This window comes from Microcoleus sp. Pol12B5 (genome assembly GCF_036701335.1).
Classification (GTDB): domain Bacteria; phylum Cyanobacteriota; class Cyanobacteriia; order Cyanobacteriales; family Microcoleaceae; genus Microcoleus.
In genome coordinates this window covers 24,504-39,426 of record NZ_JAUBQQ010000057.1, presented here as the reverse complement: position 1 = coordinate 39,426, position 14,923 = coordinate 24,504, and the positions used below count along the sequence as shown (strand labels likewise).

Annotated in this window: 12 protein-coding genes; 7 read left to right on the top strand and 5 right to left on the bottom strand. The window is 46.7% G+C overall.

The features are described from left to right. The first annotated feature begins 424 nt into the window (after positions 1 to 424). The 3 genes from trpC to QUA24_RS20525 all read left to right on the top strand — a co-directional run bounded on the left by trpC (position 425) and on the right by QUA24_RS20525 (position 3,155). Positions 425 to 1,324, top strand: a complete 900-nt coding sequence (gene trpC, locus QUA24_RS20535) for an indole-3-glycerol phosphate synthase TrpC (protein ID WP_333231678.1) — start codon at positions 425 to 427, stop codon at positions 1,322 to 1,324. Between the two features lie 349 nt (positions 1,325 to 1,673). Further along, positions 1,674 to 1,919 carry a DUF5340 domain-containing protein gene (locus tag QUA24_RS20530; protein WP_333231677.1) on the top strand — a complete coding sequence of 82 codons (246 nt, stop codon included), beginning with the start codon at positions 1,674 to 1,676 and terminating at the stop codon, positions 1,917 to 1,919. A gap of 78 nt (positions 1,920 to 1,997) precedes the next feature. Continuing rightward, positions 1,998 to 3,155 carry an alanine--glyoxylate aminotransferase family protein gene (locus QUA24_RS20525; RefSeq protein WP_333149797.1) on the top strand — a complete coding sequence of 386 codons (1,158 nt, stop codon included), beginning with the start codon at positions 1,998 to 2,000 and terminating at the stop codon, positions 3,153 to 3,155. Between the two features lie 59 nt (positions 3,156 to 3,214). Here QUA24_RS20525 and QUA24_RS20520 read toward each other — a convergent pair whose 3' ends face one another. From QUA24_RS20520 to nblR, 4 genes are all read right to left on the bottom strand, one after another. Next, complete coding sequence (locus QUA24_RS20520; RefSeq protein ID WP_333048949.1) at positions 3,215 to 3,430, bottom strand: DUF2949 domain-containing protein; 216 nt, start codon at positions 3,428 to 3,430, stop codon at positions 3,215 to 3,217. Positions 3,431 to 3,545: 115 nt separating this feature from the next. Beyond that, the gene (locus QUA24_RS20515) at positions 3,546 to 3,758 is read right to left on the bottom strand and encodes a hypothetical protein (protein WP_333231675.1); all 213 of its coding nucleotides are present in this window, start codon (positions 3,756 to 3,758) and stop codon (positions 3,546 to 3,548) included. A 493-nt stretch (positions 3,759 to 4,251) separates the two neighbouring features. Further along, a complete protein-coding gene (locus tag QUA24_RS20510) occupies positions 4,252 to 4,767 on the bottom strand; it encodes a DUF192 domain-containing protein (protein ID WP_333231673.1) in 516 nt (171 codons plus the stop codon). Positions 4,768 to 4,940: 173 nt separating this feature from the next. Then, positions 4,941 to 5,636 (bottom strand): response regulator transcription factor NblR, encoded by a 696-nt coding sequence (gene nblR, locus QUA24_RS20505; protein WP_333167091.1) that lies wholly within the window; start codon positions 5,634 to 5,636, stop codon positions 4,941 to 4,943. A 247-nt stretch (positions 5,637 to 5,883) separates the two neighbouring features. Between nblR and rbsK the strand changes: the two genes are divergently transcribed. Next, positions 5,884 to 6,810, top strand: coding sequence for a ribokinase (gene rbsK, locus QUA24_RS20500; protein ID WP_333231671.1), 927 nt, complete (start codon positions 5,884 to 5,886; stop codon positions 6,808 to 6,810). A gap of 183 nt (positions 6,811 to 6,993) precedes the next feature. On the opposite strand, the gene QUA24_RS20495 is transcribed toward rbsK, so the two are convergent. Continuing rightward, on the bottom strand, positions 6,994 to 8,271 hold the full coding sequence (locus QUA24_RS20495; RefSeq protein ID WP_333231669.1) for a ribulose bisphosphate carboxylase small subunit: 1,278 nt from the start codon (positions 8,269 to 8,271) through the stop codon (positions 6,994 to 6,996). Between the two features lie 128 nt (positions 8,272 to 8,399). On the opposite strand from QUA24_RS20495, the gene QUA24_RS20490 reads away from it, so the two are divergent. The 3 genes from QUA24_RS20490 to QUA24_RS20480 all read left to right on the top strand — a co-directional run bounded on the left by QUA24_RS20490 (position 8,400) and on the right by QUA24_RS20480 (position 14,835). Beyond that, entirely contained in the window at positions 8,400 to 9,671 is a 1,272-nt protein-coding gene (locus tag QUA24_RS20490) for an aspartate aminotransferase family protein (protein ID WP_333231668.1), read from the top strand. Positions 9,672 to 10,256: 585 nt separating this feature from the next. Continuing rightward, entirely contained in the window at positions 10,257 to 11,114 is an 858-nt protein-coding gene (locus tag QUA24_RS20485) for a transposase (protein WP_333214554.1), read from the top strand. Between the two features lie 40 nt (positions 11,115 to 11,154). After that, on the top strand, positions 11,155 to 14,835 hold the full coding sequence (locus QUA24_RS20480) for a CHAT domain-containing tetratricopeptide repeat protein (protein ID WP_333231666.1): 3,681 nt from the start codon (positions 11,155 to 11,157) through the stop codon (positions 14,833 to 14,835). The last annotated feature ends 88 nt before the right edge of the window (positions 14,836 to 14,923 follow it).

Genomic DNA, 14,923 nt, shown 5'->3' with positions numbered 1-14,923 from the left:
AATTAATTATGAAATGGAATCGAAAGATTAAAAACAAAGGTAACTTAGTTAATGCAGTTTAGATGTCGAACAGCTTAGCGTTCTTCCCACCACTTCGCGAGCCGCAACATATAAGCATCCATCTGCCTCCGATTTTGCAGATAATAGGTTAGGGTCGCGTAAATTTTCTCTAAATTCAAACTTGGTAATTATTCCAAAATTTGGTCTGGGGAAATATCCATCCAATTAATATTTAATTACGTCGTCAATGCCGATAAGATGTCCTTTGATGCGGATGTCATCTGGGTCAAGAAATTCAAAATATTCATCTAGTTGCATCGGTTAATCTCCGAATACTTAGTTAATCGCATCTTATCATAAATTGAAAAGAGCGATCGACCTTATATAATAGAAACTTGTTACGATCGCCCTTTATCCCCCTATCATGCTTCAAATCCGCCGTCGTCCCCCCAGCACATCAGTCTCCGTACTCTACCTCAGCTACCAAATCGCCGTACCCGACGCCGAACCCCAGCACATCCTCGAAGAAATAGTCTGGGAAAAAGAAGCCGAAGTAGCCCAAAAGCGCGATCGCACCCCATTAGCCGATCTTCACAAGAAACTCCCCTTCGCACCGCCAACTCGCGACTTTCTTGCCGCCCTTAAAAACGGCAAAACCACACCCGCTATCATCGCCGAAGTTAAAAAAGCTTCTCCCAGCAAAGGAGTAATTCGCGAAGATTTCGATCCAGTGGCGATCGCCCTAGCTTACCAACAAAACGGCGCTAGCTGCATCTCTGTACTCACCGATGAAAAGTTCTTTCAAGGCAGTTTTGACAACCTCGCTAAAATCCGTGCCGCCGTCGATTTACCCTTACTTTGCAAAGAGTTTATTATCTATCCCTACCAAATTTATCTCGCCCGGATTCACGGCGCTGATGCTGTTTTGTTAATCGCCGCCATTCTATCTGACAAAGACTTACAATATTTTGTCAAAATTGTCAAGACTTTGGGCATGACAGCTTTAATAGAAGTTCACACTCTCGAAGAACTCGATCGAGTATTAACGCTAGAAGGCGTCAACCTGATCGGTATCAACAACCGCAACCTAGCAGACTTTTCCGTCAGCCTAGAAACTACTACTCAACTATTAGCCTCCCGCCAAACCGAAATCCAAGCAAAAGGCATCCTCATCGTCAGCGAGTCAGGAATTTACACTCCCGACGACTTAACTCAAGTTGCCAGTGCCGGTGCCCAAGCCGTCCTCATCGGCGAATCTCTGGTCAAGCAGCCCGATCCGGGTGTGGCTTTAGCCTCCCTTGCCGATCGCCGTCCCAGCCTGTGAAAGGCGAGACCGCTTGACAAACCACCCTTAATTCTGATAAAAAATGATTGAGTAGGTAAATAATGAGAATTTCTAGCCTGCATCGACTCAAGCGCTACTGTAAAAAAAAATAGCACTGAAAGCTATATTGCATAGAAATATTTTGCCAGAAAGCAATTAAATCTATTCTGTAAGCCTGTCGATCGCAAGATTTAGCGTGTGCAACGCACCCAGCCCCGAATATTCGATCGGCAAAGCAGGGGTTATTGTACGGTTAGAAAACAAATAAAAAATCGGGCATCTAATGTTCACCTGTGATGCCTCATGCAATTGCAATGGGGTGTCGGTTCGCTGAGGTATATTAGCTTTCATGGAGCCAATCCCCCTTCCTTCGTACATTCATTATGAATTGCTACTTCAATTGTTAGAACGCAAAACGATGTTTGCTGTCAGTCCACAATCGCCGCAGCAGCAACAAGTGCACCAACTTATTATTACACTGCGTAAAGCCCTTGCCATTCAAAAGCAATTAGAACAAAGCTGCGATCGATCGAACTTAGCGGTAGAACATCGCTGGTCTTTAAATGAAATTAACCACAAGGGAGTTAAAAGTTAAAAAACTTAGAGTAGCGACGTGACGTATCGTATTTGATTTATTCTATATAACTCCCACAGAAAAACTTAGGACAATATCATGGACAACAAATTAATGCTGATGATTCCCGGCCCGACGCCGGTACCTGAAGCGGCATTGTTAGCGATGGCAAAACACCCGATGGGCCACCGCAGCAAGGAATTTGACGGGATTTTTGCAGAATGTACCGAAAATTTGAAGTGGCTGCACCAAACTAAAAGTGACGTGCTGAGTTTAACCGTTTCCGGTACCGGGGCGATGGAAGCTGGGATAATTAATTTCTTGAGTGCGGGCGATCGAGTTTTAGTCGGATGCAACGGCAAATTTGGTGAACGTTGGGCTGAAGTCGCCGAAGCTTACGGTTTAAACGCCGAAATTATTAAAGCCGAGTGGGGCCAACCTTTAGACCCCGAACACTTCCGCGAAAAACTCGAAGCTGATACAGAGAAGCAAATCAAAGCTGTCATCATCACCCACTCGGAAACCTCCACCGGCGTCCTCAACGACCTCGAAACCATCAACCGCCACGTTAAGGCCCACGGTGAAGCTTTAATTATGGTCGATGCTGTCACTAGCTTAGGCGCTGTCAATATTCCGATGGATGCTTGGGGCATCGATGTCATTGCTTCGGGTTCTCAGAAAGCTTACATGATTCCTCCAGGTTTGGGTTTTGTGGCCGTCAGTCCCAAAGCTTGGGAAGCTTACAAAACTGCGAAACTGCCCCGCTATTATTTGGATTTGGGCAAATATAGCAAAGACGCTGCCAAAAATACCACTCCTTTTACTCCTCCTGTCAATATGTTTTTTGCCCTGCAAGCATCGCTGCAGATGATGAAAACAGAAGGGTTGGAAAATGTTTTCGCGCGACACAAACGCTTAATGACAACTACTCGCGCTGCTGTAAAAGCTTTAGGTTTGCCGTTGTTTGCGGCTGATGATGCCGCCAGCCCTGCGATTACTTCGGTTATGCCGCCAGCATCCGTAGATGCTCAAAAAGTGCGGACTTTGATGAGAAAGAGATTTGACATTGCTCTCGCCGACGGACAAGACCATTTGAAAGGTAAAATCTTCCGCATCGGTCATTTGGGCTTTGTGTGCGATCGCGATATTCTAGCAGCAATTTCCTCTTTAGAAGTCGTGTTGCGAGAATTGGGTCATGAAGGCTACACTCCTGGTGCCGGCGTTGCCGCTGCTGCCAAATTCTTGGCTGAATCCTAATCTCAGTTGTTAAAGGATTTTGGATTTTGGATTATTTATATCTAAAATCTAAAATCCTTTTAATATGCTTCGGATAACCAATCAAAGATTTTATCCAACTGGTCGAGAGTGACTAAACCATACTGCCAAAGAACCATCGGCAAGGAATTCGGGTCTTTATCACGCTGCCGCTGTTTGTTATCGCCGACACGTTCGGCGACAGCAATTGAGGCGGGCGAAATTGCCAAATCTTCTTGTAAAAATCGAATTAATCGAGTGTATGTAGCGGGTGCCATGTGATTTCACCTCTAAGTATAGGACACCATTTTCTGATGTGAACCTGATGTTTTTGATGAGTAATAAGCCAGTTTTAAATTTGTCTTGTTACCGTCGATAGCTTTTAAAACGCTATTAGCGGTTGAACTGCCAAACGTAATGCTGAGTGCGAGCGCACAAGCTAACCTTTCCCAAAAAGTGAAAGGTTTTGCAATTTTGCTGATGTCTGCCCGATCGACTGGTAATCGCGATCGAACCTAAACTGAATACCTCGGCATCTTTGCAGCGCGAATCAGAATAAATTCTGCTACCTAAAACTACTAAACCAAGTTCAGAGTTTAACTTCATCTGCCGAAATGCAGAATCCGCAAATCTACTTCGGCAAAATTAGTTAGATATTTCGATCAAACCTGAAACTGCTACCAGAAGTTAAGTTTGCCAATTACAGCCAATTAACTTGGCTCGTAGCATATTACTTTAGATAGGTTTAGTAGATTTAGCTCAATCGCCAGAACTTCCAGAGAATTTCTTTTCGTGTTGCTACACCTTGAGGCTGAGTATCGTCTCTCAGGATTGGTAACGAGTCGCTGACTCGTCTCATACCTGCGACCAACAATCTACAGCTTCCGGAAACAAGCTCAAGTCCTGACTGACTGAGATCGACATCGTAGCAAATCTTTCGGTGTTTGTACTGAATGTTACATTAATATTCTAATAGATTTTATCAATTTTTGTAAAGTTTCTAAATTTTCTCCGGTATTCCGAAGGCAGGGGGAGCTCTGGGCAATGGAAACCGGGGGATTTTGTCTGTGTGCAGGTTTTACTAAAACAGTCCGAAGTTTTACTGGAAAAACTCGATTTCAATACGATCGCCGACTTTGACACCGAGTTCAGCAGCCCGCCCGCCCCGGAGTTCAATAACTCGATCGACAGCAGTATTGGGCCCGTAGGTAGGACAAGGCTCTGCAGTACAAGGAGGTGCAGAAACTTCGATCGCCTCTACCACCCCATCTCGCAGAAAAATCATATCCAGAGAAATCTTGCAATTTTTCATCCAAAAATTGACCCCTCGCGCCGGTTTAAACTCAAACAGCATTCCTCTGTCATCCGGCAAAGAAGTTCTGTACATTAAACCCATAGCCTGCTGTTCCACTGTTTTCGCCACTTCGAGTTCGATTGGGCGATCGCCTATCCGAGCTCTAGCAGAAACAGGCAGCACTTGACCCGATGTTGTCGCCGTCGGAGACTGATCCGCCAAAATACCAGTAGCACCAGCATTTGCGACAGGTAAAGTCGGCGAACATCCCAGCAAAAATATACTTACTCCAATACCGAGCAAATTAGTTAAATAACTCATAATGATTTTAGATTTTAGATTTTAGATTGGGAATTGTTGACTGTTGACTGTTGACTGTTGACTGTTGACTGTTGACTGTTGACTGTTAACTGTTGACTGTTGACTGCGTTGAGCGATGACAACTGACTAATGACTAATGACTCATGACTAATGACTCATGACTAATGACTTCTTCAAGCTTCCCGCATCACATAGCCAACACCGCGCACCGTCTGAATCAAGCGCTTTTCGCCCTCATCTTCAATTTTGAGCCGCAGATAGCGGATGTAAACCTCAATCACATTCGACTCGCCCAAAAAGTCGTAACCCCAAACATTTTCGAGAATTTGTTCCCGAGTCAAAACCTCGCGGGGATGTTCCATCAAATACTTTAGCAGCTCAAATTCCTTCATCGTCAGGTCGATCGCCCGTCCATTGCGTAAGGCCCGCCTAGAGGCCAAATCCAAAACTAAATCGCCAAACCTCAATTGTTCGTTGCTGGTGTTATCCGGCTGCAAATACAAGCGCACCAACTGCAAAAACTCCTCAGTGCGGTAAGGTTTAAGAAAATAATCATCCGCCCCAGCTTCCAGACAAGCTACGCGATCGTCAACTGTATCACGACCGACCAGTAGCAGCACTGGCACCCGATTGCCAATACTTCTGAGGTGAGAACACAGTGACAGCCCCGACTCAGCGCCAAGTATGCGATCGATTACAATCAAAGCTGGCTGCAATTCATGAGCTAAATGTTGGCCTGTGGCGGTATTAGAAGCCACTACCGGTTCGTAGCCGGAGGATTTTAAGTCTAGACTCAAGTGTCCGGCGAGAACTTCGTCGGTTTCAACTAGCAGGACACAGGGATTGCGATCGAGAGTAATTGCAGCCATTGAATTGACCGATGAAGACCATAACTGTTCTAGCACGTCTTAAGGAAGAGAGGGAGAGGGGGAGAGAGGGAAAGTGGGAGAATGAATGGGAGAATGGAAGAATTACCAATTACAAATTAAGTTATTTGGCATTTAAATTGAAACTTGATCGCCCCGGGCTATCTTGCCCGCCCCACAAGAGTTTAAGTAAAAACTAGCTTACAAATTAAATGCGCTACAGCTTACCAATTACCAAATTGAATAATTTATGAGCATCATCGTATTCGGCAGTATCAACATCGACCTAGCAGCAAAAACTCCCCGGTTGCCGCAGCCAGGGGAAACTATCATCGGTAGCAATTTTTTCACAGCAGGCGGCGGCAAAGGAGCAAATCAAGCCGTCGCCGCTGCCCGTCTCGGCACTTCTACCAACATCATCGGCCGCGTCGGCAACGATAAATTTGCTGAAGAATTATTGACAAATTTACAATCTTATGGTTTAAGTACAGACAATGTATTAATAGACCAAAATACTCATTCAGGAGTGGCAATTATCGCGGTAGACGAGACAGGTCAAAATAATATTATTGTGATTCCGGGCGCGAATAACAATGTCGGTGAAGCAGAGATACAACGTCTCAAAAAACTTTTAACAGGAGCTACATCTTTGCTGTTACAGTTAGAAATTCCCCTGAAAATTGTCCAAAAAGCTGCGAAAGCTGCTCGTCAAGCGGGGGTGCGAGTTATTCTCGATCCAGCACCGGCTAGGGCGGATTTGCCGATCGAACTTTATCCGCTAATTGACATTATCACGCCGAATGAAGTGGAAGCCAGCCAGTTAGTCGGTTTTCGGGTGAATGACACGGAAACAGCGATTGTAGCTGCCAAATACTTGCAGGAGCGTGGCGTCAAGAATGTTATTGTCAAATTGGGCGATCGGGGCGCTGTTGCTGTTACGGCGGATGAAACCTTTTTTGTACCGGCTTTTGCTGTAGAGGCGATCGACACTGTGGCTGCTGGCGATGCTTTTAACGGCGGTTTTGCCTCTGCATTAGATGCCGGTCTGTCCTTGTCAGAGGCGGTGCGGTGGGGCGCAGCAGCGGGCGCTCTGTGCACAACTAAAGTGGGTGCTCAAGGTGCTATGTGCGATCGGGCAACTTTTGATAATTTTTTACATAATAGAGTGATTGGATAAATCTTTAATTGATAGGTCAACCGCAGATTTTAAGCAGATAAACACAGATGAACGCAGATAATTTCAAGAGATTAAAGTGAACGACCATAATAGGTCTATTTTATGTAAAAAAATCATAATCTTGTGGGGTGGGCTTCTAGCCCGCCCCAAATATGCAAGAATTTAAATCTGTAAACGCTTGTCCTACTTTTCTGGCCGCTGAATAATTGTTTCAACTACCCGCCGCTTGACTTTTGGATCGATACCAATCAGCCGCACGTATTCGCCGCCGTGTTCCGCCAAACAAGTTTCTAAAGATGCAACCACATCTTTTTCCTGTGCAGTTTTAATCGTCGCGCAACTTTGCCAAGAACCAGTCTTAAATCGGCGATTATCTGCATATTCCATGCCAATTTTGCAGCCTCTTGCTAACAACTGCTTTACTTGTTCCAATACCTCGGAACTCAGCCGCGCCGCATGACCGTTACCCGCTTCAGAACTTGGCTCAACGTAAGCCTTATAATATTTGGATGACGGGTCGTTTAATTCACTTTGCGTGGGCGCAGCAGCAGGGACATTGGGGGTTCCTTGAACGTTGAACAGGCGCGATTGGTTGTATTCATCTACTAAGCGCATTTCCTTAATCCGCTTTTGTTGACCCACCATCAAACTGCCCATTTCTATTAAATGAGCGAGGCTGAAATTCGGGTTATGGAAATCTGGCGCTGCTTCCAAAGTGTTTACCAAACGCTTGGAAACTCGTTCGATTCCTACTTTGTGAATGAATTCGCGGATTTGTTCGTCATAAATGCGCGATCGCAAAGCGCTAAAAAAGTCGATCGCCTGATCGGCAAAATTATCAACTAACGCCACAATATCGGTTTTTGACAATTTGTCCGACTCAAAAATTCCCCCAACAATGCCAATTTTATCATCCCGGCTCGGTTCCCAATAAAACTTTTCCATCCGCCCGTCGCGAATCAGCGGCGCGTACAGCGTAGAAAAATCATTTCCGGTGACAATAATCGGCACTCGGTGCAGTGGCGTACTGTCATAACTTCCCGGTAACTGCACATTAGTTGGATTATCCGCAATATTCATCAGAGTCGCATTGACCATCTGAGTATTGACAGTATATTGAGTAGTCGAATCGAACCTGCCAGCACCAGCATCCAAATCGTTAATAAAGATGGCGCACATCTCGCCCCGCACCCTAATTTGCTCCGCAGCTTCCCGGTAGCGCAAGCGAATTAAACGCGCCGGATCTCCTGCATCCGGGCTTTCTAATTCCCCACCAGATATCATCACAGGTTCAAAGCCCATTCGCCGAAAAACCAGTTCGGTTTGAAAAGTTTTGCCTTCTCCTTTGCGGCCGTGAATTCCCAAAATTAGGGGAACTCTTACCCCTGGTAAATTTAAAAAGTTTTTAGTGACGTGCACCGCAACTTTATCGAGAAAGTTAGGAGAAATGTAATAACTCATCAGTAGATTTGTGAGGGATTAATTGAGGTTACTGTTATGATTTTATGACAAAACTAACAGCCTGCACCGCTAACCTGGATTTTTACCGTACAATCGAGGTCTGAATATTATGTGTTAAGGAGCGATTCGTGAGTCCAGAAACCTTACTAAAAGAACCAAGCGTGCAAGCCGAAGCCAGTCCCTTCAGTTCTGAGAGCTTCGACAGCTATGTAATGACAACTTACGGGCGTTTTGCGATCGCCCTAGAACGGGGCCTCGGCTGCCGCGTTTGGGATACCGAGGGCCGCGAATATCTCGATTTTGTGGCTGGTATTGCTACCTGCACTCTGGGACACGCGCACCCGGCAATGATTGCAGCGGTAACTCAGCAAATTCAGACCCTGCACCACGTTTCTAATCTTTATTACATCCCCGTACAAGGCGAGTTGGCGAAGTGGCTTGTAGACCATTCTTGCGCGGACAGAGCCTTCTTTTGCAACTCTGGCGCGGAAGCTAATGAAGCGGCAATTAAACTCGCCCGCAAGTACGCCCACGAAAAATTAAATATCTCGAATCCGACAATCATTACCGCTGTTGCGAGTTTCCACGGGCGGACTTTGGCGACAATTACGGCCACGGGACAGCCTAAATACCAGAAGGGTTTTAGCCCTTTGGTTCCCGGATTTCACTACGTGCCCTACAACGATATTAGTGCGATCGAAAGTGCGATCGAGCAACTCGACAAAGACGAACGCCAAGTAGCTGCAATTATGCTGGAAGCGCTGCAAGGTGAAGGCGGAGTTCGCCCCGGAGATATCGCCTACTTCCAGCGCATTCGGGAAATTTGCGACGAAAAAGGCATTTTGCTGATTCTCGACGAAGTGCAAGTCGGGATGGGACGCAGCGGCAAATACTGGGGCTACGAAAACCTCGGCATTGAACCTGATATCTTTACATCCGCGAAAGGGTTGGGCGGCGGTATTCCGATCGGCGCTATGCTGTGCAAATCTTCCTGCGATGTATTTGAACCGGGAAGTCACGCCAGCACATTCGGCGGCAATCCTTTTGCTTGCGCTGTAGCTTTGTGTGTGTGCCAAACTTTAGAACGGGAAAACCTTCTAGAAAATGTGCAGCAGCGCGGGGAACAGTTGAAAGCAGGGCTCAACAAGTTGGCGGCCGAATATCCGCATTTAATTGCCGAAGTGCGCGGCTGGGGTTTGATTGTTGGGATGGAATTGCAAGCTGACATCGAACTTACATCCGCTGATATCGTCAAATCTGCGATCGCCGCAGGAGTTTTGTTGGTTCCGGCAGGGCCGAAAGTGCTGAGGTTTGTCCCGCCGCTGATTGTCACTGCCACTGAAGTCGATCGAGCTCTGCAGGCAGTGGAGTCAGCCTTGCGTTCTCAAGCGGTACAGTAAAATCTACTGAGTTGCTTTTTGTTAGCTGTAGCGCTGAAACTCGCGCAATATCCTAGATAACTCACTTAGTCCAGGACACACTCTTCCTCAGAAACCGGGTTTCTTTCAAGATTTCTCGTTACTAAACCCAATATTTTCCCAGAAACCAGGTTTCTTAGCGTAAGTCTGATCGGGGTAAAAGTAAACCCGCCCCGCTGCAAGTCTGTGGGGGCGGGTTTTTCAATTTTAGAAAGGCCTGTGAAACCCGCCCCCACATGGTGACGGTGCCTTTAACCGCGATTTTACTCAAGAGGCACGCGCAAAATCATACTATTAGCGATCGTAGGTGCTAGTTTCGCTATGTGAGTGTCTGTTGGGACTGGTGAATCCTGGTTTAACTATTTCGGGCCCTTCCCACTAAACCGAGTACCGTTATAGTGGGAAGGGCGGGTGATGACGATTGCATCCTCAAGTAATTTTGCTTATCGCTTTCAAGAGAGAAAAGATGTAATCCTCGTCACAAAAAAAATTTTTTCGTAATGCTTTGATCATCAACTGTATACTGTATATTGTGAGAGAATAGAAGAACCAAGGAGGTGATGTTGATTGCTACACCAGGCTATCCAAGTTAGTTTGTATCCTACCCAAAATCAACAAATACAAGTAGCTTCAACTTTTGGGTGTGCGCGTTGGTGGTCTAATTATGGTCTAAATAAATCAATTGAAGTTTATAAAAAAACTGGTAAAGGACTTGGCTGCTTCGGGTTAAACACACTTTTACTGACTCTCAAAAAATTAGATAAAAGTGGATGGTTAGGTGAGTTATACAGCCAATTTTTGCAATTTACTACGCTCAATTTAACCACTGCCTACAAAAATTTTTTTGATAGATTGGCGGGTTTTTATAAGTTCCCACCTCAAGATAAAAAACAGTCATTTCAGTATCCTAAAAACGTCAAATTGGTAGCGGTTACTAGAATTTTCCGGTATATCGAAATAACTAAGCCCCAAATAAATAGATATAGATTAAGTGAGGGTGAAATTCATAATTCAATTATTAGTAAAAAATATTCAGGGAAATATCTTGCATCTATACTGACTGAAATCCAAGCTGAGAACCAGACAACAAAAGAAGGTAAGATTGCGGGCATTGATTGCGGGAACTTAGTCGAGATTGATAGAGGGGTTTCCACTTCCAAACTTTGTTCTAATTGTTTCGATCAAATGACCGAGATGCCATTAGATATGAGGGAAGGGACTTGTCCTCACTGTGCTAGCGATCGCGATCGGGAGGGGAATGCACCGATAAAGATGAAAGCAGAAGCTATCAAAACACTAAAGGCGGAAAGTTCAACCGTTTCTGCTTTAGGATGCGAGGTAAGACCAAAGGTTGGACGAAAGTCTCAGCTAAGGCACTCGCCTATGAGTACAGAAGCCCCTACTATATTCGGTACTACGATTTAGGGGTGGGTAGTTCACTTGGTTGCACAGAATCAGCGCTCCTATGGTTAATAGTTTGGCGGAATGCACGATGGACGAACAGCGTCGCAAAACTGATGTTAATATGCTCCAAGCGCTGCTGGAAAATCCTGGGGACTCAGGAATAGATTTGATTTTGAGGACGAACCCAAAGTCGATCGACTTTGGGTTCGTGCAAACGCTTTATTTGGAAGAACCGGCACTGACGCGAGAAAGTTTGCTGAAAGCTGCAAAATTTTTCCAAAGGGCGATCGCACCCTTAGAATCTGCAAAAGGGAATTATAAATTGCCCGCAACCGGGGCAGCATATCTGGCTTTTTTAGCAGAAGTCTTGCAGGCAGTGGCACGCGGCGCTGATTCGCAGCACCTGTACTCGCTGCTGAGAAACCATTTAGACAAACTCGACCAGAATTTCGCACAACTGCTGCGCCACTGGGCCACTTTGGTGCTCCCTGCTGCCAAAGAATCGGAGACTAGGCGTATTGCAGCGTTAATCGGCAATCTGAGCAACAAGATTGGGCGGTTTCCCCTCGGCAGCAAGGCTCATAACTTGGAAATCGAAATTGCCGGTTACGAAACAGTTGCTAAGGTGTTTACCCGCAAAGACTTTCCCCAAGAATGGGCGGTGATGCAAAACAATCTGGGCAACGCTTATAGCGATCGCCCCAAAGGTGATAAGGCTCAAAATATCGAACAGGCGATCGCTTGCTTTGAAAATGCCCTACAAGTACGCACGCCCGAACAGTACCCGGAACAGTGGGCGACGTTGCAAAATAATCTGGGCAACGCTTACAGCGAGCGTCTCAGGGGAGATCCGGCAGACAATCTAGAACAGGCGATCGCCTGCTATCAAAACGCGCTGCAAGTTCGCAGCCGCGAGGCTTTCGGGGAAGAGTGGGCGAGCACTCAAAACAATCTCGGCCGTGCTTACAGCCGCCGACTACGGGGCAACCGAGCCCAAAATCTGGAACTGGCAGTCGCTTGCTACCAAAATGCTTTGCAAGTCTACAACCGCAAGGTGTTTCCCCGGCGTTGGGCCACAACTCAAAATAATTTGGCAAATGCTTACTGCGAGTTGCTGGGGGGCAACCGAGCCGAAAATCTGGAATACGCGGTTACGTGCTATCAGAGAGCTTTGCAGGTGCGGACTCGGGAAGCTTTTCCGCAGCAGTGGGCGACGACTCAAAGGAATTTGGGCCGGGTGTTTGTCGATCGCATCAAAGGCGATCCGGTGGAAAATTTGGAAATGGCGATCGTCTGCTATCAAAATGCTTTACAAGTCTACACCCGCATCAAATTTCCCGAAGCCTGGGCTTCGATCCAAACTTACCTCGGTAGGATCTACAGTCGGCGGGTGAAAGGGGAAAAAGCCGAAAATATGGAAATGGCGATCGCCTGCTATCAAAATGCTTTGCTGTTTTGCAACCGCCAAAAATCTCCCGAACGCTGGGCAATGCTGTGTGCCTACCTCGGCCGCGCTTTCTGCGAACACGTGAAAGGGGAAAAAAACCGCAACCTCAAAAGCGCGATCGCCTGCTATCAAAATGCGGGCGAAGTCTACACCAGGCAAGCCTATCCCAACCGCTGGGCAATGCTGCAAATTTATCTCGGCAGGGCTTATTCGCAACTGACCGAGGCGGAAAACTTGTCCCACATGGAAAGCGCGATCGGCTGCTATCAAAGCGCCTGTCAAGTCTACACTCGCGAAACCTATCCCCACCGCTGGGCTGAAATTTTATTTTATTTGGGTCAAGCTTACCGAATTCGAGGCGACTTGCTTCGCGCCTACGGGGTTTTTACTGCTGCTGTCGATACTGTGGAATTCTTGCGTTGCGAAGTTGGGGTTGATACAGTCGATTTTGGCGATTCCCTACGGGATAGCTACGCTTCACGGACGAGTACCGCAAAAGTCAAATTAACCCGCACTTGGGCTGGACTCTATAAATGCCTGGTGCAAGTTTGCCTCGAACTCGGCGCCAGCCAACCTGAATATTACGCTAAGGCTCTGGAATACGCCGAACGCCACAAAAATCGGAATTTGGTACAACTGCTGGTTAAATGTTACTTGACTCCGAAAGCCGAAATTCCTGCAGCGGTGCGAAGCGAGTTGGAGTCCCTGCAACTGGAAATAGCGGGGGAACAGCGGCAGCAAGAACAGGGAGAACCTGAGCCAAACACGACCTTGATTTCTGAGGGCGATAGCCAAGGTTTGAGCAGCGGTTCTCTACTGCCGAACTCGGACTTCATGCACTTAAATCAATTGTGGAAGCAGTTTGATAGGTTGATTGCGCGGGAGGTGCAGGCAAACGACCCTTTCTTCAGCCTCGCTCACAAAGTTGAACCGATCGCTTTTGAGCAAATTCGCCAATTGTTGCCTGATGACAATTGCGCTGCTGTGGTGTGGGCGAGTTTGGGGGAGTTGCTGGTTGCTTTTGTGGTGGTAAAGAGTGCACAATATCCCGCCGTTCACCTGTGTTCGTCGGAAAATGCTTTGGCTGCCGAAAGTTGGGCCCAGGAGTACCTCACCGCTTATTCTGAACAAAAAGGTCGCTGGATCAATCATCTCCAGACTCGCCTCAAACGCTTGGCTACGATGCTGGAAATCGATCGAGTGGTGGCGCTGATTCCCGATAATTGCGATCGGCTGATTTTTGTGCCACACCGATTTTTGCACGCTTTGCCACTCCACGCTTTGCCTTTGGCGGGGAGAGACGGGTTTGAGGATGGTGGGGGAATTTTTAGGTCTGGGTGGAGCGAGCGCAGCGGTTTTGATGTGGAAACCTACAGCCTTTCGGATTTTTCTCAAAGTTCGTCTTTTGGCGACGTTGCAGCGCCTGCTGCTTATTTGATCGATCGATTTGCCGGAGGAATTCGCTATGCTCCTAGCTGTCAGCTATTGCTGTTGAGACAAAGTGCACACGGAGCGGCTATTGGTCGGTACAGACCCGGTTTGCAGCAGCTTTTGGCAATTCCAACTTTCACCAGAGATGCGTTCTACAGCAACATTGAAATCGGCACTATTTCCCAGTATTTTGCCAGTACAGAAGTTGTGCGCCATAAGCCGGCAATTAAAGAGGCTTTTTCCCAAGAAATGTCTGCTAATAATGGAAACTCACCCCAGGAAATAGGGCAGTTGCAGCAGAAAAAATGCGCTCACTTTGCTTGTTTGAGTTTGCTTAATTTGGCTTGGCCACTGAAATCCGCAGTGTTTTTGAGGAATGATTCTCTGAGTTTGGAGGAAATTTTTAATCTAGATTTTAGACAATATTTTTTAGTTACTTTATCGGGTTGCGAAATTGCCGCCGGCGGAGTTAGCGGTGCTGGAGGAGATTTTGTGGGTTTGTCGGCGGGTTTGTTGTATGCTGGCACGTCTAGTGTGGTTAGCAGTCTTTGGAAGGTGAATGATGTTTCTACGCTGCTGCTGACGAGCAAGTTTTATGAAAATCTGGGACGGTTTTCTCGTTTGCAGGTGGGAGATGTGGCGATCGCGCTGGGGGACGCTCAAAGGTGGCTGCGGGATTTGACTAGCGAGGAATTGGAGGTGTTGCTGGCGGATTTTCAACCTCAAATTTCGCAAATGTTCGATCGGCTTTCTCAAAGTTCTCGCCTGATTGCGGAGGCTTCTTTGCAGCAAATTCGCAACCGCAAACCCCATCCTTTTGCCAATCCTTATTATTGGGCGGCTTTTACTGCGGCTGGGGTTTAGTTAATTGTTATTTGGAGCGATCGGCGGTTGAAATGGATAAAGGGCGATCGCCCTTCGTCTGTGTTTGCTATGTTGTTTCATCCTAAAT